Genomic DNA, 19,329 nt, shown 5'->3' with positions numbered 1-19,329 from the left:
GAACAAGGAGCCAAGGCCAGGGAAGGGAAGTGGCCTGCCCTCAACTAACGAACAAGCGCCTATTTTATTTCCCGTCGATCTGACAACAATTGACAAATACCCAGGCTCTTTCTGCCACTTAAAGCGCGATGCTGCACAAAGCAGGTATTACTCAGTAAGGTTTCCAAGTTCGTTCGTTCGGCTAGCCACATTCACAAGATAGCCTGCTTGTTAAATTCCGCCCGCTTTTACAGATAACAACACCGGGGGCGGTTCATGTCTAATCCAGTTCGTTCGCGAGCGATCTCGCTTGCACCATCACTTCTGCTGATTCCTTTTCTCCTGAGTCCCATTGCGGCGGCAGCAGCATGTGCCGTGAACGGCCTCGATACGGTTTGCGACTCGACATCGCCGAACCCATGGACCACGACCATCGGTACCGGCTATATTCCGGGCAACGACAATCAGACGGTCACTGTCCAGAACGGCGCGAGGATTACCACGCAAGATGCATCGGCAATCAGTCTCGCTAACAACGCGAACATCACCGTGCAGACGGGCGGCACAGTCAGCAATTACGCCGTGAATTCGCACGGCAACTATGGCACGGGCGCCAACACCATCGAGTTCCAGGACAACGGCACGCTGACCGTGCAAGCGGGCGGCAAGGTGCTGTCCAAGGGCACGCAGGACATTGCCGAGGCCGTGAACATACAAGGCCAGGGCAATGTCATCATCAACAACGGCTTGATCCGGGCGATCAACGCCAGCGCCATCTGGTTCCAGAACAAGGTCGGCGGTAACACGATCATCAATAACGAAACCGGCGTGATCCGGTCACCCGGCAGCGTGATCGGTTCGAGCGGCGACGCCCCTATCGATTTCACCAACAAGGGCACGGTTATCGGCGACATCATTTTCTCCGGTGGCGACGACGTCATGCGCATCTACACCGGCTCGTCGGTGCAGGGCAATATCGACGGCGGTGCGGGCAACAACCAGTTATTCCTGAGCGGACTCGGCGTGGACACGCTGACCGGCAACATCGTCAACTTCCAGACGCTCATCAAGACCGACACGGGTACGTGGACCGTCAACGGCATTCCGGTCGACGTGCAAAGTGCTGAAGTTGCGGGTGGTACGCTGATCCTGACGGGCGACAACAGCACGTACACCGGACAGATGCTCGTCGATGCCGCGGGGACGCTTCAAGCCCGGGCACAGAGCCTGCCGGCCGCAATTACCGACAACGGCCTGGTCCGCTTCGCGCAAACCGATGACGGCACGTACGCGGGATTGTTGAGCGGCACGGGTTCGATCGAGAAAACCGGTGCGGGCACGCTGTTCCTCACGCCCACCGCAACCGGCGGCAACACGTATTCCGGCGGCACGCTGATCACGCAAGGCACGCTGAATATCGCAGCGGACAATGCACTGGGCGCGACCACTGGCGGTGTCACGTTCAACGGCGGCACGCTGCAACTGAACAACGACCTCGACCTCGCCGCGACCCGCGCCATCTCGATCGGTGCGAATGGCGGGACGATCGACACGCAGCAATATTCGTCCACGCTCTCACAAGCGGTGACCGGTACCGGCTCGTTGACCAAGCTCGGCAGCGGCATGCTCACGATGAACGGCGTGAGCGCCTATGGCGACACGAACGTGCTGGCGGGTACCCTTGCAGTCGGCGACGCACAGCACAATTCGGCAAGCATCGGCACGGGCACGACGACCGTCGCGGACGGCGCCACGCTTGGCGGTTTCGGTACCGTATTCGGCTCCGTGACGAACTCGGGCACGATCGCGGCGGCGAACGCCTTGCCGGCTTTTTCTGCATCGACGACCGGCACCTTTGCGATCCGCGGTGATCTCACCAATAACGCCACGATCAACCTGGCGGCTGCATCGGGCACGCCGGGCAACGTGCTCAATGTGAGCGGCAACTATGTCGGCAACAACGCGCAGTTGATTGTGAACACTGTCATGAACGCGGGCGGCGCGCCGTCCAACCAGTTCACCGACCAACTGGTCATTGGCGGCAACGCGAGCGGCAGCACGACCGTGACAGTGCGTCCGAGCGGGCTGGGCGCGCTGACGGTGGGCGACGGCATCAAGCTCGTCCAGGTGAACGGCAGCGCCGCTGCCAGTACCTTCCACATGCTTGCGCCGGTTCAGGCGGGGGCGTACCAGTATCTGTTGTATCAAGGCGGCTCGGGGCGCCCCAACGACTTCTATTTGCGCTCGGCGCTTGAGAGCGTGCCGGTGACGCCACCTGTGACGCCGCCGGTTACACCACCTGTGACACCGACGCCACCAACCACGCCGGCCGACTCTGGCCCGGTGGTTACACCGGTGACACCGATCGTGTCCGCGGGCACGCCCAGCTCCCCGCCTGCCGCTCAGCCTTCGGTCATCGCGTATCGCCCGGCCGTGGTCGGCTACACGATGACGCCGTCGCTCAACCTCGACTATGGTTTCACGATCATGGATCGGCTGCATGAACGTGTCGGCGACATCGCGAGTCTCGAGAACGCGCAGGGAACGTATGGCAACGGTGTGTGGGGACGTATCGGCGGCCAAAGCCTGAACGCCAACTCGGGGGACCGTTTCTCCGGCGATGAACGCACGTTCTTCGCGGAGTTCGGCAAGGACTGGACGCTCTCGACGAACCCGGCCGGCGGCAGCACGCATGCAGGCGTCACGGTGACTATTGGCTCGTCGTCCGCAACCTTCGAAGACAGCGCACGCAGTCTCAATCCGGCGCTGACGACCGCTACCGGCTCAGTCGAAACGCAGGCGCAATCGCTCGGTGGCTACTGGACCAAATATCTGAAAGACGGCAGCTACTTCGACGCCGTGGCGCAACTCACCCACTATCGCAACAAGTACGGCGATGTGTATGGCGGCGGCGCTTCGCAGAACGGCGTTGGCACGGGCCTGTCCGGTGAAGTGGGCAAGCCGTTGCTGATAGGATCGACGACAATTGCCATCGAACCGCAAGCCCAGTTGATGTACCAGTACCTGCATCTGAACGGCTTCGACGACGGCATTTCGCCGGTATCGAGCACGTCGAGCAACGCGTTGCGCGGCCGCGTCGGCTTCCGGATCTTCAAGGCGAACCTGACCAATGACACGAAGACGGGAACGGCAACGCCCTACTTCACCGCCGACGTACTGCACGACTTCCTGAACCCGGGCAACACGGCAGTGGATGGGGCGTCGTTCAACAGCGGGCTCTCGAAGACCTGGTATGAAGTCGGCGTGGGTGTCACCACGAGCATGAGCAAGTCGTCGGAGATGTACGCCAACGTCAAATACTCCCGCAACCTTGGTGGCGATTATCGTCAGGGCGTGTTTGGTCAGGTTGGATATCGATATAGCTGGTAAAAGCGATGCGCGCCGGTGTGGGTGACCGGTGCATGAGGTTTGACGTTCAGTTAAGCTCGTGTCAGAAACAGAAAGGCCGCGCCCGGAAACGAGCGCGGCCTTTCTGTTTGAAGGCTTACTCGTATCGACGAACTCTACCGCGAGTAAGGCGATTGATTCGGGCTACTGAGCAGGTCTAGAAGGAAACAATAAACCGGGTTCCGGACGCCAACGTTCTGACGGTAAGTTTCCAATTGTGCGCCACCGCTATTTCTTTGCAGATCGACAGGCCCAGGCCGGCGCCGTCGTGTTGAGCATCGGGCGCGCGCCAAAAACGCTCAAACAGAAATGGCAAATATTCAGGGTTGACACCGGGTCCCTCGTCCTGGACACAGATCGTCTTTTCGTCGACGGAAACAATGACGGACCCATGCGAAGGCGTCGCGTTGATCGCGTTTTCAACAATGTTTTTCAGCAAGATGAAAAGCGCGCTCCTGTCAGCTCGCATTGTTGCGGGAATGACAGGGACATCGACATGCAGTTTCACCTGCTTTTTGTCTGCCTTGCGTGCCAGATAGTCCACGACGTCCTCGGCAACATCGACCTTGTCGACCTCGCTGAATTCAAAGTTCTGCGATTCGCTTACCTCGGCGAGGTGCAAGAGTTGCCGGACCTGCCGCGCCATCAAGTCGATTTCGCGGAACAGCAAATCCTTGTTCTCGACCTCGGGTTGCAACTCGATCTGCCCTCTTATCAAAGTCAGCGGTGTTTGAAGTTCATGAGCAGCCGAGGCGAGAAATTGCTGTTGCACAGCGAAGCCATTTTCGAGGCGCGCGAGCGCATCATTGAACGCGACAAGGATAGGTTTGATCTCACTGGGGACGCCCTTGATGGAAAGCCGCATGCGAAGGTTCCGCGGGGTGATTGAAGCGGCGGAATCCGACGCCACGCGCAGAGGCCGCAGCACGCGGCGAACAGTGAACGTCAAGGTCAGGCCAAAGATGATTGTCGCGATCAGCAAGGTATAGCCCACGATCTTCGGGATCGGCTCGATCCTCTCGCCGAGAACGGCTTTATTGAACGCTACGCTCGCCGCGCTCTGTAGAAAATAAGGGGCTTGCCCGTGCATGATCTCCAGGGTCACCACGTCAAAAGGCTTGCCATTAATGGTCACGCGTTTCATGGCGCCGAGGGCGCTTGTCAAGTCACCGGCATCCCAGGAGGCATTGTTCAGCGCGCCACGCGACGCAAAAAGCACATGTCCCGAAGCGTCGAGCGTACGATACAGCAACTCGGTCGATGCGAAGTCGAAGAGCCACGTCGCGTGCTCGTCGAGGTTTATCGACACCGGGCGCCCCGACTCGTCAAAGCGCAATTGGGAGGCTAACTGGTGCGCGCTTCTTATGCTCTCGCTCACCCGGAATGTATCGGGTGGCAAGTGATTGAAGGCGTACAGCACGATTGTGGCGATGAGGGTAAGACTCACGGCCAACGCCGCCACGCTTGTAACCCATAAGCGCACCGAGAGGCCTTTGATCCAGTAGTTGAGCATGATGATGCTGTCCGTGTAACTTGATCGAATGCGGTGAAGGATGACATTGCGCGATGCGGGCGCGGACCTGATAGTGATCCATCCGTGTGCCGTCAGCCACCGGCAAACGTCAGTACAAACGGTGCCGAAGTGATTAACCGTACCGGTCACTGCGACCGGTAGTCATCTCGCATTGCGTTGGCTTGCCGCTGACGGTTCAGCATCCACTCTTCGGCGTTGCGGCGTAGGCTGACGGTCGGGATGGAAGACGTATCCATGGCCGCGAAACGTCTCTATGAACTCACATGCACCGACTATCAGCTTGATCCGTTCGCGCAGTCGATGAACCCAGACACCAACGTTGGTGCGAGCGCTGGACGCGTCCGAATGCATGCTTTGAGCAATCGCAGCTTTTGAGAAGACTCTCCCTGGTGCTGTTGAAAACAGGGCGAGTATGGCGTATTCATGCTGCGTCAGTGAGACTGGATCATCGAGGTACGTGAGCGAGCGCAGCCCGTAGTCCAGTTTAAACCCGCTGAACAAAAATGGCTTCCGGTATGTAGGGTCCTGAAAATGATGCTGTCCGACCCGTCGCAGAACGGTGCCGATTCTCAGCAACACTTCATGCACATTGAATGGCTTGGATATGAAATCGTCAGCGCCGCACTCGAGCGCGACAATGCGTTCCGTTACGTCATCGCGATTGCCTATCATGATGACCGGTAAGTCATCCTGAGCGATTCGCAGCGCCTGAAGCGCCCGGAGTGCGGGGAGACTACCGCGTTCGGACGAACCGCTGGCCATCAGGATCAGCGCAGGCCGCTCCTCTTCGATCCGGCGAGCCACTTTGCTCGCGTCATATAAGACCGCGACGTCGTAGCCATCGGTCTGCAAGGACGTGCGCAAGACATCGCGACACGTGGGGTCGCTGTCTACTATAAGTATAAGCCGTTTCATTTCTGCCTTTCATCGCGTTGCCCGACGCTCGCCTGCAAAGGGAGGCGGTCCAGTCGCTGGACTGCGAAACCCGCACCCCTGATGTTTGCAAGTCGTGTGGTCGCACCCACCGCAAGCAGCTTCTTTCGCAGCCGGTGAATGGTCACTTCAAGCGCGTTGGGGGTGACCGCGTCGCCCAGACCCCAGCCCGCATGCTCAAGCGCCGAGTGGCGAACGGTCCGGCCCGCGGCCTTCAATAGAACAGACATGATCTGTAATTCAGCGGGCGCAAGCGGGACGGACTGGTTGCCGCACCGCATTGCATGTTGCTGTGGATCGATAGCAATATCAGCGAAGCTTTGAACCAGCGTCGTCATTTCGGCAGGCCTGCGCATCAGCGTTCGTACGCGCGCTACCAGCTCACTCATCTCAAATGGCTTGGTAACGTAGTCGTCCGCGCCAGTCTCGAGCCCTTCTATGCGGTCGTGCAACGCATCCCGAGCGGTCAGCATCAGGCAAGGGGTCATGGTTCCGGCGGCACGCAACGTTCGAAGAAAAAGTAGCCCGTCGCCGTCGGGCAATCCGCGGTCAAAGATCATTACCGAGTAGTCGGCATGGCTCAGGCCATACGCTGCTTCAGAAAGATTGCTGAAGATATCGGTTTCGATTCCAGCACCGGACAACGATTGCCGGATCATGGCCGCCAGGCGGACATGATCTTCGATCAGTGCAATTCGCGACATAGGGCCGGTTCAATTGAATTGATAGAGATAGGCTACCTTGGCCTCAGGAATGAATCGCTTGCCCACGATGGGACTGTCAGTCATTCCGCTGCCCAGGTGCGCGATACCCAGGTCAAGGCTTACGAGCTGCTTGCGCGTTACGCGATAGTCGAACTTGGCGCCGACGGTTTCCTTGTAGGTGGATGTCCCGGTGTATGCAGGTCGTCCGGCTCGCGCCTCCGACGTCCTCACGCCATAATAATAATCAACGTAGTCGCCGCTGAACCAACTGACCGCTGCATGGGGCTCTATAGAGAAGTTACCATAGTCCAGGGTCTTGCCGAACTCGATATCGGCCTTCTGCCCTTTGTTTCCGCTAGTCAGGTACTCACCCGAAAGATCGCCATATTGCGTCTGCCATTTGAGTGCAGGGCCCAGCCAGAATGCAGCGCTCCGGTTTTGCATTCCGTTGAGTATGGGTGCGTCGGAGCCCCTGTAGCCGTCGGCGATCGCGTAATTCCCGCGCAGAGTGAACGCAACGCCGCCCCAGGTCCCGACCTTCAGATCGACCGTTGTGCCAATGGCGTGAATCCATTTATCGTCGAAAAAGAAGAACGGAATAGGCGTTATGTGCGTGCCATATCCTTTGTAGGGTGATTGCTCAAAGGCCGCCCCGCCGCCAAGTCCCCAATGGGTAACGTTCGTGGCATTGCTCAGAACTGTGAAGCCGGTCGTGTCGGCGTAAGGCAGATTCGCGCCAGGACCATCTGCCCAAGCCGCGCCCGAATACATCAGAGCAGATGCAACGGCGAATAGCAGTTGATACTCGCGACGAAGGTGTTTTTTCACAGTGATGCCTTTTATTGGTGTGGTCGTGAGGACGCACTGTAGGACCGGGGCACTTACTGTTCACTTACCCAGCAAACAATTACTTCCATGGAACAGATATCGAAAAATGGGGCACTTCACGTCGCGCGATGCGGCGCTCGGTTGTAGTCATGTGATTTGGAATGGAAGTTCGGCCGACATCAGAAGGATCTGGTGGCAGTGGTTACCTGCACGATCCGAAAGACTGGCAAGCGCCAGGTTTAGCGCTGCGCCATTTTGTGCTGCCCAGCCTCAAGGCGTGACGTATCTATCCGTGCACGATCCACGTTCAACTGCTTCGCTATAAGAAGAGGAATCCTATGCGTATGCTTTTTCTCACAGAAGTCAAAACTCGTCCAGACGTCAGCTGTTCCGAAAGGGACAATGCGCATCCGGTGATGCACCGTCGACCTGACCTCTCACCGGGCAAAGTAACGCTATGCGCATGGCCTCGCAGCCTGCTAGTCGTTGTCTTTCGCAACGACCGCGCCCGCAATCTGATGACGCGCCAGAGACGCCGCGACAAAGCCGGATGCTTTCATGTCCTCGACAAACGTCGACAAGTACGCGGCCGCTTCATCGCCCTTTGCTTTTGGCACCCCCATCGCTTGACGGATCACCATGAAACGTTGATCGAGCATCCGCAATCCACCTGCCTTCGCGGCATCTCTTTCAAGCTGTTGCCTGACGCCGGCGGCCACGTCCAGATGCTGATCCAGGAAACCTTGCACCACTGCGGGTGACGTCGGAATTCGCACAATCTTCGCGCGATGCAATTCGCGCGTGAGGAACAGATCGTACGCACTGTCTTTGCCAACGGCGACAGTCACTCCCGGTTGGTCGACCTGATCGTTGGTGGTAATCGGCGACGCGGCGCGCACCAGGTAAAAGCCTTCGATCAACACATACGGTTTCGTGAAACTGATTTCTTGTCCACGCTTTGGATCAACGGCGAAAAAGCCGACGTCCGCTTTGTCCTGATTGACGTTATCCACAGATGCACCCGCCGACCTGACCACGACCAGTTGCAGCGGCACACCGAGACGCCTGGCGAGCTCAGTGGCGAGATCAACCGATACCCCTGCCGCCTTGCCGGTTGCCGGATCGATACTCGCCAGCACCGGATTCCCGAGATTGATGGATGCGCGCAGCGTGCCGCTTGGCGCAAATACTTTCACCATGGGTTCACTTGCCTGCTTCGCGGATTGTGGAACAGTTGGTGGCGGCGGGATCGCGCCTTGGGACTGCGCGAACGCGGAAACGGATAGGGCGGCGCTAACTGCCAACACTACAGATAGCGTTGCGATGAAACCCGTCCGGCGTTGCATCATCGAAAGCTTCGTCATCTTGGGATGCCTTCTATTTAGCGAACCGGCACCCATTATCTCAGTAGGATCGTTGCTTGATTCCCTAACGATCCGCGTCGTAGGTGACCACCCATAAGTTCTTGTGAAGCGTGGATGTCTCAAACGCACCGGGGGCGTCGCCGCAACCAGACAAATGAATGTCCCTTGCCACCGACGCTGTTAAAAATCCGTGACCGTCGACACTCTTATCTCGCCTCGTCAGCCAGCCCTGGTCAGCCGGAGAACGAAAGCAAGGCCGGTGAAAACGAATCCCACTACACAGACACCGGTCCAGCCGGCCATCGCCCACGCGGCGCCGGAAAGCGCGGCACCCAACGCGCCGCCGACAAAAAATACGCCGACGAACAAACCGTTCAGCCTTCCACGCGCGGCAGGATCCATCAGGTTGATCGCACGCCGGCCCAAGGTCTGGTCAGTGACGACGCCTGCGTCGAGCGCGGCCGCGCCCACGACGAGCATCGCAACCGCCAGCACCGGATGAGCGCTCGCCGAAAACCCTCCCCAGCCCGCGCCCGCTACGCCGATTGCCACAAGCGCAAGGAGCATCGCGAGGTGGCCGGCAAGCAACGTCTTGCGACCCGACCCACGGTCGCCCGCGCGGCCGGCGAGCGGCGTCACGATCGCACCCGCTGCGCCGGCGAGCGCGAACAGGGCAATGCCATTCATATCGAAGCTGAAAGGCGGCTGCACGAGCCGCAAGCCGATCGCCGTCCAGAACGCGCTGAACGCCCCCATCACCAACGCCGCCGATGCAGCGTTCCGTTGCAACACAGGCTCGGTGCGCATCAGCGTCCAAAGCGAGTACAGGAGTGCCGGATAACGCGTCGGGATAGCTGGCATGCGCACAGGCAGTTTCATGTACAGGACGACAGCGAGTAGCGCATCGATCACCGCGGCAAGCCCGTAGAAGGCACGCCAGCCCATCGACCCGGCAATCACGCTCGCAGCCGGACGCGCCAACAGGATGCCGAGCATCAAGCCGCTCATCACGTTGCCGACTGCACGTCCGCGGTGACTGTCAGGCGCCATCGAAGCGGCCATCGGCACCAGCATCTGGATCACGCTGGATGCGGCACCGGCCAGGAATACAGCGGCCAGAAACAATACGCGTGAGTCGGTGAACATCGCGACCGCGAGAAAACCGGCGCCGCATGCCAGTGTGCGCACGATCAACCGCCGGTTCTCCAGCAGGTCGCACAGCGGTACGAGCAACACCAGTCCGACTGCGTAGCCCAGTTGCGGCACCGTGGCTGCGAGGCCGGAGAACTCAGGGGCGAGATGCAAGCTGCGGCTGATCGCACCCGTCAGCGTTTGCGCGGCAAACAGGTTCATCACAATCACGCCGACTGCCGCCGCGAAGAAGGCAGTCAGTGGTCCGGTGAGCCTGTGCGGATTGTCGGCTTCCTGCGTCGCGACGGCACGGGCGGGACCTTCTGCGGATGGATTCATCGAACGGGTTCTCAAAACGGGATCTGAGAAAGCATCCTAGCGAACCCCACACTATGCGACAATTGAAATATGTTGATAATGATTATGCGAGTTAATATGGAAACACCCGTCGGAGCCGCCGTTTGAACACCCGTGATCTACAAGCGTTCGTTGCCGTTGTCGACAGCGGTTCGATGGTGCGCGCTGCAGAAAAACTCCATCTCACGCAACCTGGGTTGACGCGGCGCGTGCAAAACCTTGAAAGCATGCTGGGTGTGGAATTGCTCGATCGCCAAAGCAAGCCGCTCAAGCCGACCGCTGCAGGCAACGAGGTCGTTGCCCTGGCGCGCACCGTGTTGCGCGCGGTGGACAACCTATTGCTGGCGGCCTCTCCCGAAAGCGAGCCGTCCGGCGAGTTGAGAATTGGAATGCCGCCATTTCTGGCCGAAGCAGCACTCGAAAAGCCGGTCGACCTCCTGCGCGGTGCCTTTCCGCGACTTACGCTGCGCGTAACAGCGGGTTGGTCGCCGGCTCTGTTGCAGAGTGTCGAACGGGGCTCGCTCGATGCATCGATCGTGATGATGCCGTCGGGCTTCGCACCACCCGAGACGTTGCGTGCTGCGCGCCTCGCGTTCCTTCCGACCGTGATCGTCGCGGCGCGCGCCCTCGGTCTGCCCGATACGCCGGTGACACTGGCGGATCTGGCGCGTTACGAATGGGTACTCAATCAGGATGGCTGCGGGATGCGCTCGGTGCTAAGACGTGCGATGGAGGCGGCGGGAGTGCCATTCAATGTCGCCGTCGAAGCGTTTGGCTCCGAACTGCAATTGTCCCTGGTAGCGCGTGGACTCGGTATCGGGCTCGTCACGCCGGACTTGCTGGAACGCACGGTGCATCGTCCGGCGCTTCAGGTTATCGACGCCACTGACTTTCGCACGGGAGTCGATGTGTGGTTCATTCACGGTTCCGTCCCCGGCCGGCTCATGCGGGCCATTGATCTGTTGCGCTGTTCGCTCACCGAGGCGCTCACCAAAGGAACAACGGCGATGCAACGGGAAGATACAGACTCCTAAAACAGTTTGGCATCCTGAGTAAAATGGGTTGGCGTTATTGCGCGGATGCCGGACCGGCATGCGTGACGCCACCCTTCCAACGGCCGACTACATACACGCACCTCGGCGATAAGATCAGCAGCGCCCCAGAATTTCAGGTCCGGGAGCGCTTCGCGGAAGCTCGTGCAGCGAGATCTGACCAACGTCCATGTGCCATCTTCAACGAACTCACTGCCGGATGCGCCTGAAAAAGCTACGAATATCGGCTGCAAGGAGTTCAGGTTCTTCCATTGCCGCGAAATGACCACCACGCGGCATGTCGGTCCACTGCGTGACATTGAACGTTCGTTCCAGCCATGCGCGCGGCGGGTGATTAATCTCTTTCGGAAAGTGCGCAAAGCCCACCGGCGGTAATATCCGTTGTCCAGCGGCGAAACGCATGGGCTGCAACCGGTTTTCCCAATACATTTGAATTGCTGTACCAATGCTTTGGGTGTACCAGTAGAGCGATAAGTTGGTGAGCAACTCATCTTTCGAAAATCTACGCTCGATCACCCCGTCGCAGTCGCTCCATGCGCGAAACTTCTCCCCGATCCACGCAGCAAGCCCGGCCGGCGAGTCGTTAAGCGCCGCGGCTAACGTCCGCGGCCTCGTGCCGTGCATATGCGCATAGCCGCCCTCGAGCGCAGCCCACTCACCCTTCTCTCGAAGGAAGTTTTGTTCTGCGACGGTCAGCGGCGAATTAGCGGCGTCGATTGCAGGTTCATACGAGCCCGGCAGAAAGTTGAGATGAATTCCATCGACTACCTGGGAGTGCCGCAAGGCGAGCGCGACCGACACGCCCGCTCCCAAGTCGCCACCTTGAGCACCAAATCGCTCGTACCCAAGACCTTGCATCAGCGATGCCCATAGATCGGCCACCTGAAACGAGGAAGTGCCAGAGGTGGCAGGCGCTGGCGAAAAGGTAAAGCCCGGCAGTGAAGGAATAACGACGTCGAAGGCATCGTTCGGGTCCGCGCCGAATGCAGCCGGGTCGCACAACAGATCAGCCAACGCGTGAAATTCGAAGAACGATCCCGGCCAGCCATGCGTAATGACCAGCGGATAGGGCCGGGGTCCCACACCACGCCGATGAACGAAGTGCACGCGCTGACCATTCACGTCGGCCATGAATTGGGGTTGCTGATTCAGACTGCGTTCAGCCGCCCGCCAATCAAAACTGTCGGCCCAGTACTTCACCAATTCGCGCAGCCATGTGGTGTCTGTGCCTTGTTGCCACGACTCGGATGGCGTCATGGATGCCCACCGGCTCTCGCGCAAGCGCCGGCGCAAGTCGTCGATCTCAACATCGGACACGGAAATCTGAAATGGCTCGATATGCATGACACCGCCGCTAGAACAGTGCAGTCGATTCTCCACGATCTGACTGTGAGGGACAACACGCCTATTGGCGCCGCTAATATCGCCACACGCATTCGCACGGCTTGACACTTATATACTCCGTGGCGTATATATAAAAAATGGAATCAACATTTGCCATCATCGCCGAGCCGAGCCGCCGCGCCATCCTGAGTCTGCTCGCGACTTCCGAGCGGTCCGTGGGTGATATCGAGGAGAAGTTAAACCTCTCGCAGCCCTCGGTTTCAAAGCATCTGCGGGTGCTTCGAGAGGCCGGATTCGTGGAGTCGCGCGTTGACGCGCAGCGGCGTCTATACCGGATAAAACCGGAACCACTGATGGAGATAGACGCCTGGCTCGCGCCGTTCCGCCAATTCTGGTCGGTCCACGTCGACGCACTCGAACGCCACCTTGATCGGATGGATCCTGTACCGCGCAAAAAGGGGAAGAAACGATGAGCAACCGCGACGAATACATGCCAGGACCGGCCGCCGGCGCCGAAGTCCAAAAGGATGGAGAAAAGTGGACACTGATTCTCGTGCGCGAGTTGCGCCATCCGCCGGAGAAAGTGTGGAAAGCGTTGACCGACCCGGCCAGTCTGCGTGAATGGGCGCCGTTCGATGCCGACCGGAGCCTCGCGTCTGTCGGCCCCGTCAAGCTCTCGACAGTCGGAACGCCGACGCCGCACATCTCGGACACGCAGGTGACGCGCGCCGAGGCGCCGAACCTGCTCGAGTACCGCTGGGGCGAAAATGACATGCGATGGCAACTTGAGCCGTTTGGCGACGGCACGCGTCTCACGCTCTGGCACAACATCGATCGTGGCTTCATATCGATGGGTGCAGCCGGCTGGCATATCTGCCTCGATGTACTCGATCGGCTCGTGGCCGACGATCCTATCGGGCGTATCGTCGGTGGCGATGCGATGAAATTCGGTTGGCCGCGCTTGAACACCGAGTATGCGAAGCAATTTGGTATCTGAACCCCAGAGCGCGGAAGGCGACGACGTTCAAGTCCCCGAGCGCAGGAAAAGGCTTTCCCCGAAATATGGAAGAGTCTGGAAATTTAGGATGACATAATGAAAAAATCGGATTCAACCGCGGGTCAACCGGCATCTGAGCTGATTGACAAAAGAATCACCGAGCTTGCCGATTGGCGTGGAGAGACCTTGAGCAGAATGCGCAAGCTCATCAAAGACGCAGACCCGGACATCGTGGAGGAGTGGAAGTGGATGGGCACTCCCGTGTGGTCACACGACGGGATCATCTGCACGGGGGAGTCTTATAAATCTGTAGTGAAATTGACCTTCGCCAAAGGGGCTTCGTTGAAGGACCCGGCCAAGCTCTTCAACTCAAGCCTCGACGGGAACACAAGGCGCGCGATTGACATCCATGAGGGCGAGGAGGTCGACTCGGATGCATTCAAGGCGCTCATCAATGCTGCTATCGCCCTGAATACATCCGGCGCAAAAGCAAGGCCAAAGCGAGCGAAATGAACTACGGGATTCGTTGCCTCCGTGGGCCGGGCAAATGCTCCGCCGGAGCCTCGCCCTGCTGCCCGAATTTGCCATAACGCGCGTTACAGGTGGGGCGCGGTCGCTATTACTCTTGCGCCCCATGCGATTAAAGCGCTTGTTCGCTTTGCGCTTGCGCATTTTTTCGCGGCCGGTTGTCATCTTTACAGCTGTTATTGGCCGGCGGCCGGTGACTTTACGCTCGGCGTCGCCAGCGTGTTGTTGCTGGTGGGAGCGCTGGTACCAGTCGTCAAGCTGTTGTTCGTGCCACTCGGCAGGCCCGAGTTCGGCGCCTTGGCACCCATGCCGCTGTCCGAGTTGGTGGTGCCTGGCGTGCCGTAGCCGCCTGTTGTACCGTTCACGTGGTTCACCTCGTTCGCCGGGCTAGCCGTGCTGCCTGAAGAACCGCCGCCGCTTGAACCTCCACCGCTTGAACCTCCACCCGCCTGTGCATAAGCGCCGCCCGACAACGTGAGTGCGGCAACTGCCGCGATTAATATGCTGGTTGCCTTATTCATGATCCGTCCCTCCTTGATTTGACTGGAATATAGACACAGACGGTCGCCGCCTGCTTGACTATGAACGAGCAGTTACCGTGCCGCGTGCTCCTTGTCCGCACCAAAACGGCGTGCGTCGCAGCCAGCGGCTTTCGTCTGCGCTTAGCAGATCGACCACGCCGTTCAGTCGCGCCGCCGCGTGCGATTTCGACGCCGGCCAGATGCGGGAGACGCCGCGTAACCTGAATTCACGCGAACGAGGTCATGCAGCCAGCATGCATAGTTGAATTTCACGAGATCGTAATAATTGGCGGCTACGGCGGCATGACTGCCCGACACCAAGGACAATGGAAGACTTCTAATCGACCGATTTCCTGAAGCGCTTCCCTTAGTAGTTGAAGCGGAGAGTGCGCGATGTCGGTGCCGATGGTGTCGACGTCTGCACACTCTGCTCACCGACCGATACTGGCCGCACCCAGGCCGCCGTTGATCGGCCCGCGTCGGGCAGACATCGACCCGAAGGGACATTCAGTCTTCTTCTTGAAAGCGGCCCTTCAAGACTGAAATTCAGCGCGAACTACCTTCTACGTGAAGATGGTGCCGAAGGGTACAAGCCGCTGAGCAGCTTGCAATGCCTGATCGACTGCCGCACGTTGCATTTCCAGCGGCTGTTCGAGGTCTATACGCGCGACCAGAATGTCCGCGGTGACGGACTTTGGGAGTCCGGTAAGTCGAACGCCGTCGGGCCAATCTGTACGCAGTTCGAGCAACTTGGCAAGGTTATGCTTGAAAAAGCTGAGCCGGACTATGCCGTCTGTCAGCTTGTGGTCGATCTGAACGTCGTGCTTTGGAAAGTTGCGACCTTTCAGTACGACCCATGTGGAACCGGCACCCCGCCCTTTCACGGGTCTCATGACAAGATCAGGATAGTTCGAACGCACGATTTCCCAATAGGCGTGATGAAACGCGGTATGGGCCGTATGCAGGACGAGTTGATAGCCGCGGCGTGCCTGCTCGATCGCGTGTTCGATTACTTGACGTCGCCATGAAGAACGTCGGTCCGGTTGTTCACTAAACCATGTGGCGATCTCTTCGTACGACACCTTGTACTGGTAGTTACTTTGCGCATTGAGACCTGAGAGATAGCGTTCTGGTGCACAGATCACAGTCACGTATGCATCGCATTTGCCCTGTTGCTGTTCACGCGCAGCGCGAATGTGGTATCGCTGCGCCTGCTCATGCTGTTCGAGAGCAGCCACCTTGTTTTCGATGAATACTGCGACGCGCTGACCGTCGGTGTTGACGCGCAACAGGAGGTCGGTTTCGCCATCCGAATCTGAAACGCTATGCCATGCTCCATCGCCGCGCACTTCCGGCAAGCCCAGTTTTGCGCAGAACCACGAGACAAACGCGTCACTCGCGTGAAATTCTTCCATCAGCAGCAGATCGACATCGCGCTCGGCGACACTCACCAGATAGTGGCCGAAGCCAGACGACGGTTTGTCCTGCAGTTGATCGCTCATGGATCGTTCTCTCGATGACTTCCGGCTTGCTTGCCGGCAGCGTTGAACAACCCGCCTATGCGAGCATTCATCTCATCAAGGATAACCCGCTGTACGGGGCCGTTCCGTTGCCCAACGGACAGAATCTCCGTTTCGGCTTAAGCGTCAAGACTGTTGCCCGATCGAGCCATAAAACAGACGTCGCCAGCTTGTCAACTGACAGCAGCGTCTCTGGCGAGATACGCAGAGACCGCCGCTGTCAGCGCGATGCCGTGCAATTCCTCCGGCGATGCCAGATGCGCGGCGATAATCTCGCGATTATCAAGCCGCAATTCGGGCATACGATCGAGGTGCAGCTCAAAGAAATGGACCCGGTCTCGTCGCCCGTCCCAAATGCCGCAGGCGCTGCCCGCTGGGAGTAATGCGTACGACGAGAGACCAATTTCCTCCTCCATTTCGCGCTGCGCCGCTGCATCAGGCGTCTCACCGGGATGGACACTACCGCCAGGAAAATTCCACTCGGCCCGGTACGATGACTTCAGCAGTAACAGCGCAGGCCCGACGTAGATGGCTACTAGCGCGCCCTCGTGGCGAGGCCGTCGAAGGTGCCACCAGACGCGAGCGAGCTGGAATCCGACGCGAAGCGCCATGCGCCAGACAGCGTCGATGAGCATAGCAGATCGACCTCGCTCAAGCCTCGGCATGAGGTCTTTCCTTTTCGTTCATGTCAGTGGATTCCGGTTCGCCGCGTTCGTGCGGCTTGGGTCACTCAGCGTCTGTCGCAGCACTGCCTGAACCGTAGTTTAGCCAGCCGTTGCGCCCGCGCGGGATAGCGATTGTCAAAAATTCAGGGGCGTGTGTCGATCGGCCGTTCGTGGCCGGACCCGGTCTAGTGCGATGCGGCGCGCTAGGCCAGTTGTTTGCACATATGCTCCTCGTCATAAAAACGATCTCCAACCTTCATCGCGCGTGGCTCCAAGCCGAATGTCTGAAAGCCGTGCGACGCGTAAAGCCTCTTTGCTGGCAGGTTTTCCGCATTAACGCAAAGCATCAACTGAATGGTGTCCCACTCCTTGGACGCATGGACTGTCGCTGCCGACAAAAGCGTTTGCGCGATTCCTCGTCCACGGTATGAAGGGTTGACAAACACGCCCCAAATCGTGGCCTTGTGATTTACCTGACACAGCGGTTCGCGACGGACACCCGTGATGCCGACCAGTACCTCGCCCTCGAACGCACCGAAGACGGCCTGTGTTGGCGTTGATCGAATGCGGGCGGCGATCTCCTCAATCGAGCGTGCCATTTCCTCCTGACGAGTAGGCCATATGGCGGTGGGGGAGTTGTCGACGGCGAGAAGACGTAATGCTTTGAATTGTCCTGCGTCATGTGGATCTAGTAGGCGGGCAGTGACCATGCGATATAAGGGGATAACCAAAGAACGCTTACCGTACTCGATATCAACAACGCCGCGCAAGTTTTGACGGTCAGGTGTTTGGCCCATCCGCATAAGTCAAGTTGTCGACGATCTAGGCGAGGACGACGAAGGGCTGCTTTTGGCCGAATGCGGCTCTGCACGGTTGGTAAAGACGTTCGAACCTTTGAAACGTGCTAGCGATCGATCAAGCCAACGGTCCCCGGCACTACAACGTCGCCCATCGGCGCCTATATAAAATTCCCTACGGACGGTGGCTGAACTGAGTGCGCATTGCCCCCCCCACTCGCATGACCGGTTCCATGCTGTTAGCGCATTTGCGAGTGGTCTCGGGACCAAGGACGCACACGTTGGCCGGTTGCGAACTCCCACGATTCAACGCCTCAGTCATGCACTTCGTACGGTCGGCGAAGATAAATGCGTCCGCATGGGATCCTGCTATGCACGGAACCGCAAATGCGCTTGCGATCAGCGTTTTGCGGCTGGAGCTATAGGAGAAAGATGAAAAGGAGTCGGTCAAGCACAATTTTGGTGCGCACTGATGCACCAACGTCCGAGAGGAAACGGCCAGACGTAGTGAGCCATACAGTTAGCGAATGGACAATTAGCGGCTAACGGGCAAACCGGCTCCCGCCGCTATGCTCGAAACCGCACTCGGTTTAATAGTTTCCGATTTGTTTTCCTGCTTAAATTGAGTGCTTGCTGCGTCCGCGTTTCCTATGCGTAGCGGCGAAAAAAACTTACGAACCCGTCAGAACTCTTTAATCCGCCACACGAGATCAGCCAATGAAGAACGCAACGTCGATCACTCTTTTTAAAGCTGCTTTACTGCTGGTTGCGACGCTGGGCGCCAGCGCCGCATTCGCCGCTGGGACCCTCCACTACGGACTGGAAGCGCAATATCCGCCGTTTGAGTCCAAGTCCGCGTCGGGCGAGTTGCAGGGTCTCGACATCGATATCGGCAACGCCATCTGCTCAGAACTCAAGATGAAGTGCGAGTGGACGGAAAGCTCGTTCGACGGCATCATCCCCGCGCTGCAAGCCCGCAAGTTCGACGTAATCAATTCGGCCATGAACGTCACGGCGAAACGCCGCGAAGTAATTGACTTCACTAACATCATCTACAAGGTGCCTACTCAATTGGTCGCTAAGGCGGGCATTGGCCTGATGCCGACACCGGACTCGCTCAAAGGCAAAAACATTGGCGTATTGCAAGGCTCGACCCAGGAGACCTATGCGAAGGCCAAGTGGGCCAACAACGGCGTAACGGTGACCACCTATCAGGACCAGAACCAGATCTACACTGACCTGAAGTCCGGTCGTATCGACGGCACGCTGGTTCTCGCCGCTGCGGGCCAATCGGGCTTCTTGTCGAAACCGGACGGCGCAGGTTTCAGCTTCGCCGGCGGTCCAGTGAATGATGACGCAATCCTTGGAAGCGGCATTGCGTTCGGAATTCGCAAAGACGACGTCGCGCTAAAGGAACGTCTGAACAAGGCGATCGCCAAGCTGCAGGCGAACGGCACGGTTAAATCGTTAGCGAAAAAGTATCTGGGCGACATCGACGTCTCGCCGAAGTAAGCATTCTCGCGAGGATCCGTCGACGCTAAACGCAATCAGGCTGCTTGACCCGTCTACGGGCGACGCCTTACGGTCAGAAGATCGCCAAGAATTTTTTTGGTCGATTGCAAGGCCGTGAGGCCGCGCTCAATATCTGAAACGTCTCCTCCATGTCT

General features: G+C 58.6%; 17 protein-coding genes. 6 read left to right on the top strand and 11 right to left on the bottom strand.

What is annotated here, in order from left to right:
• The first annotated feature begins 255 nt into the window (after positions 1 to 255).
• Positions 256 to 3,369, top strand: a complete 3,114-nt coding sequence (locus HB376_RS34175; protein ID WP_213768088.1) for an autotransporter outer membrane beta-barrel domain-containing protein — start codon at positions 256 to 258, stop codon at positions 3,367 to 3,369.
• A gap of 175 nt (positions 3,370 to 3,544) precedes the next feature.
• On the opposite strand, the gene HB376_RS34170 is transcribed toward HB376_RS34175, so the two are convergent.
• From HB376_RS34170 to HB376_RS34145, 6 genes are all read right to left on the bottom strand, one after another.
• Positions 3,545 to 4,849: an ATP-binding protein gene (locus HB376_RS34170; protein WP_346730643.1), complete on the bottom strand. Its 1,305-nt coding sequence runs from the start codon at positions 4,847 to 4,849 to the stop codon at positions 3,545 to 3,547.
• A gap of 213 nt (positions 4,850 to 5,062) precedes the next feature.
• Complete coding sequence (locus HB376_RS34165; protein WP_213768084.1) at positions 5,063 to 5,836, bottom strand: response regulator transcription factor; 774 nt, start codon at positions 5,834 to 5,836, stop codon at positions 5,063 to 5,065.
• Positions 5,833 to 6,558, bottom strand: a complete 726-nt coding sequence (locus HB376_RS34160) for a response regulator transcription factor (protein WP_213768083.1) — start codon at positions 6,556 to 6,558, stop codon at positions 5,833 to 5,835. Before HB376_RS34160 ends, HB376_RS34165 begins: the two co-directional genes overlap by 4 nt.
• Before the next feature lie 9 nt (positions 6,559 to 6,567).
• Positions 6,568 to 7,386 carry a MipA/OmpV family protein gene (locus HB376_RS34155; protein ID WP_346730641.1) on the bottom strand — a complete coding sequence of 273 codons (819 nt, stop codon included), beginning with the start codon at positions 7,384 to 7,386 and terminating at the stop codon, positions 6,568 to 6,570.
• A 479-nt stretch (positions 7,387 to 7,865) separates the two neighbouring features.
• Positions 7,866 to 8,585 carry an ABC transporter substrate-binding protein gene (locus HB376_RS34150; protein WP_255631730.1) on the bottom strand — a complete coding sequence of 240 codons (720 nt, stop codon included), beginning with the start codon at positions 8,583 to 8,585 and terminating at the stop codon, positions 7,866 to 7,868.
• Between the two features lie 384 nt (positions 8,586 to 8,969).
• Entirely contained in the window at positions 8,970 to 10,220 is a 1,251-nt protein-coding gene (locus HB376_RS34145; RefSeq protein WP_213768080.1) for an MFS transporter, read from the bottom strand.
• A gap of 122 nt (positions 10,221 to 10,342) precedes the next feature.
• Here HB376_RS34145 and HB376_RS34140 point away from each other — a divergent pair, with 122 nt between their 5' ends.
• Positions 10,343 to 11,272 (top strand): LysR family transcriptional regulator, encoded by a 930-nt coding sequence (locus tag HB376_RS34140; protein ID WP_213768078.1) that lies wholly within the window; start codon positions 10,343 to 10,345, stop codon positions 11,270 to 11,272.
• A gap of 207 nt (positions 11,273 to 11,479) precedes the next feature.
• On the opposite strand, the gene HB376_RS34135 is transcribed toward HB376_RS34140, so the two are convergent.
• Positions 11,480 to 12,634: an epoxide hydrolase family protein gene (locus HB376_RS34135; RefSeq protein WP_213768077.1), complete on the bottom strand. Its 1,155-nt coding sequence runs from the start codon at positions 12,632 to 12,634 to the stop codon at positions 11,480 to 11,482.
• Positions 12,635 to 12,771: 137 nt separating this feature from the next.
• On the opposite strand from HB376_RS34135, the gene HB376_RS34130 reads away from it, so the two are divergent.
• The 3 genes from HB376_RS34130 to HB376_RS34120 all read left to right on the top strand — a co-directional run bounded on the left by HB376_RS34130 (position 12,772) and on the right by HB376_RS34120 (position 14,144).
• Positions 12,772 to 13,107, top strand: a complete 336-nt coding sequence (locus HB376_RS34130) for a metalloregulator ArsR/SmtB family transcription factor (RefSeq protein ID WP_213768076.1) — start codon at positions 12,772 to 12,774, stop codon at positions 13,105 to 13,107.
• Complete coding sequence (locus tag HB376_RS34125; RefSeq protein WP_213768075.1) at positions 13,104 to 13,631, top strand: SRPBCC family protein; 528 nt, start codon at positions 13,104 to 13,106, stop codon at positions 13,629 to 13,631. The genes HB376_RS34130 and HB376_RS34125 overlap by 4 nt, the downstream gene beginning before the upstream one ends.
• Before the next feature lie 96 nt (positions 13,632 to 13,727).
• A complete protein-coding gene (locus tag HB376_RS34120; RefSeq protein WP_213768074.1) occupies positions 13,728 to 14,144 on the top strand; it encodes a DUF1801 domain-containing protein in 417 nt (138 codons plus the stop codon).
• A 191-nt stretch (positions 14,145 to 14,335) separates the two neighbouring features.
• Here the strand turns inward: HB376_RS34120 and HB376_RS34115 are convergent, their stop codons facing one another.
• The 4 genes from HB376_RS34115 to HB376_RS34100 all read right to left on the bottom strand — a co-directional run bounded on the left by HB376_RS34115 (position 14,336) and on the right by HB376_RS34100 (position 17,575).
• Positions 14,336 to 14,680 (bottom strand): hypothetical protein, encoded by a 345-nt coding sequence (locus HB376_RS34115; RefSeq protein ID WP_213768073.1) that lies wholly within the window; start codon positions 14,678 to 14,680, stop codon positions 14,336 to 14,338.
• Positions 14,681 to 15,243: 563 nt separating this feature from the next.
• Entirely contained in the window at positions 15,244 to 16,182 is a 939-nt protein-coding gene (locus HB376_RS34110; protein WP_213768072.1) for a PD-(D/E)XK nuclease family protein, read from the bottom strand.
• A 191-nt stretch (positions 16,183 to 16,373) separates the two neighbouring features.
• Positions 16,374 to 16,865, bottom strand: a complete 492-nt coding sequence (locus HB376_RS34105) for an NUDIX hydrolase (protein WP_213768071.1) — start codon at positions 16,863 to 16,865, stop codon at positions 16,374 to 16,376.
• A 203-nt stretch (positions 16,866 to 17,068) separates the two neighbouring features.
• Entirely contained in the window at positions 17,069 to 17,575 is a 507-nt protein-coding gene (locus HB376_RS34100) for a GNAT family N-acetyltransferase (RefSeq protein WP_213768107.1), read from the bottom strand.
• A gap of 804 nt (positions 17,576 to 18,379) precedes the next feature.
• On the opposite strand from HB376_RS34100, the gene HB376_RS34095 reads away from it, so the two are divergent.
• The gene (locus HB376_RS34095) at positions 18,380 to 19,174 is read left to right on the top strand and encodes an ABC transporter substrate-binding protein (protein ID WP_213768070.1); all 795 of its coding nucleotides are present in this window, start codon (positions 18,380 to 18,382) and stop codon (positions 19,172 to 19,174) included.
• Positions 19,175 to 19,329 lie beyond the last annotated feature (155 nt).

The sequence above is a fragment of the Caballeronia sp. dw_19 genome (genome assembly GCF_018449515.1).
Classification (GTDB): domain Bacteria; phylum Pseudomonadota; class Gammaproteobacteria; order Burkholderiales; family Burkholderiaceae; genus Caballeronia.
Note: the sequence above shows the minus strand (reverse complement) of the source record. Positions and strands in the feature narration are given on the sequence as shown.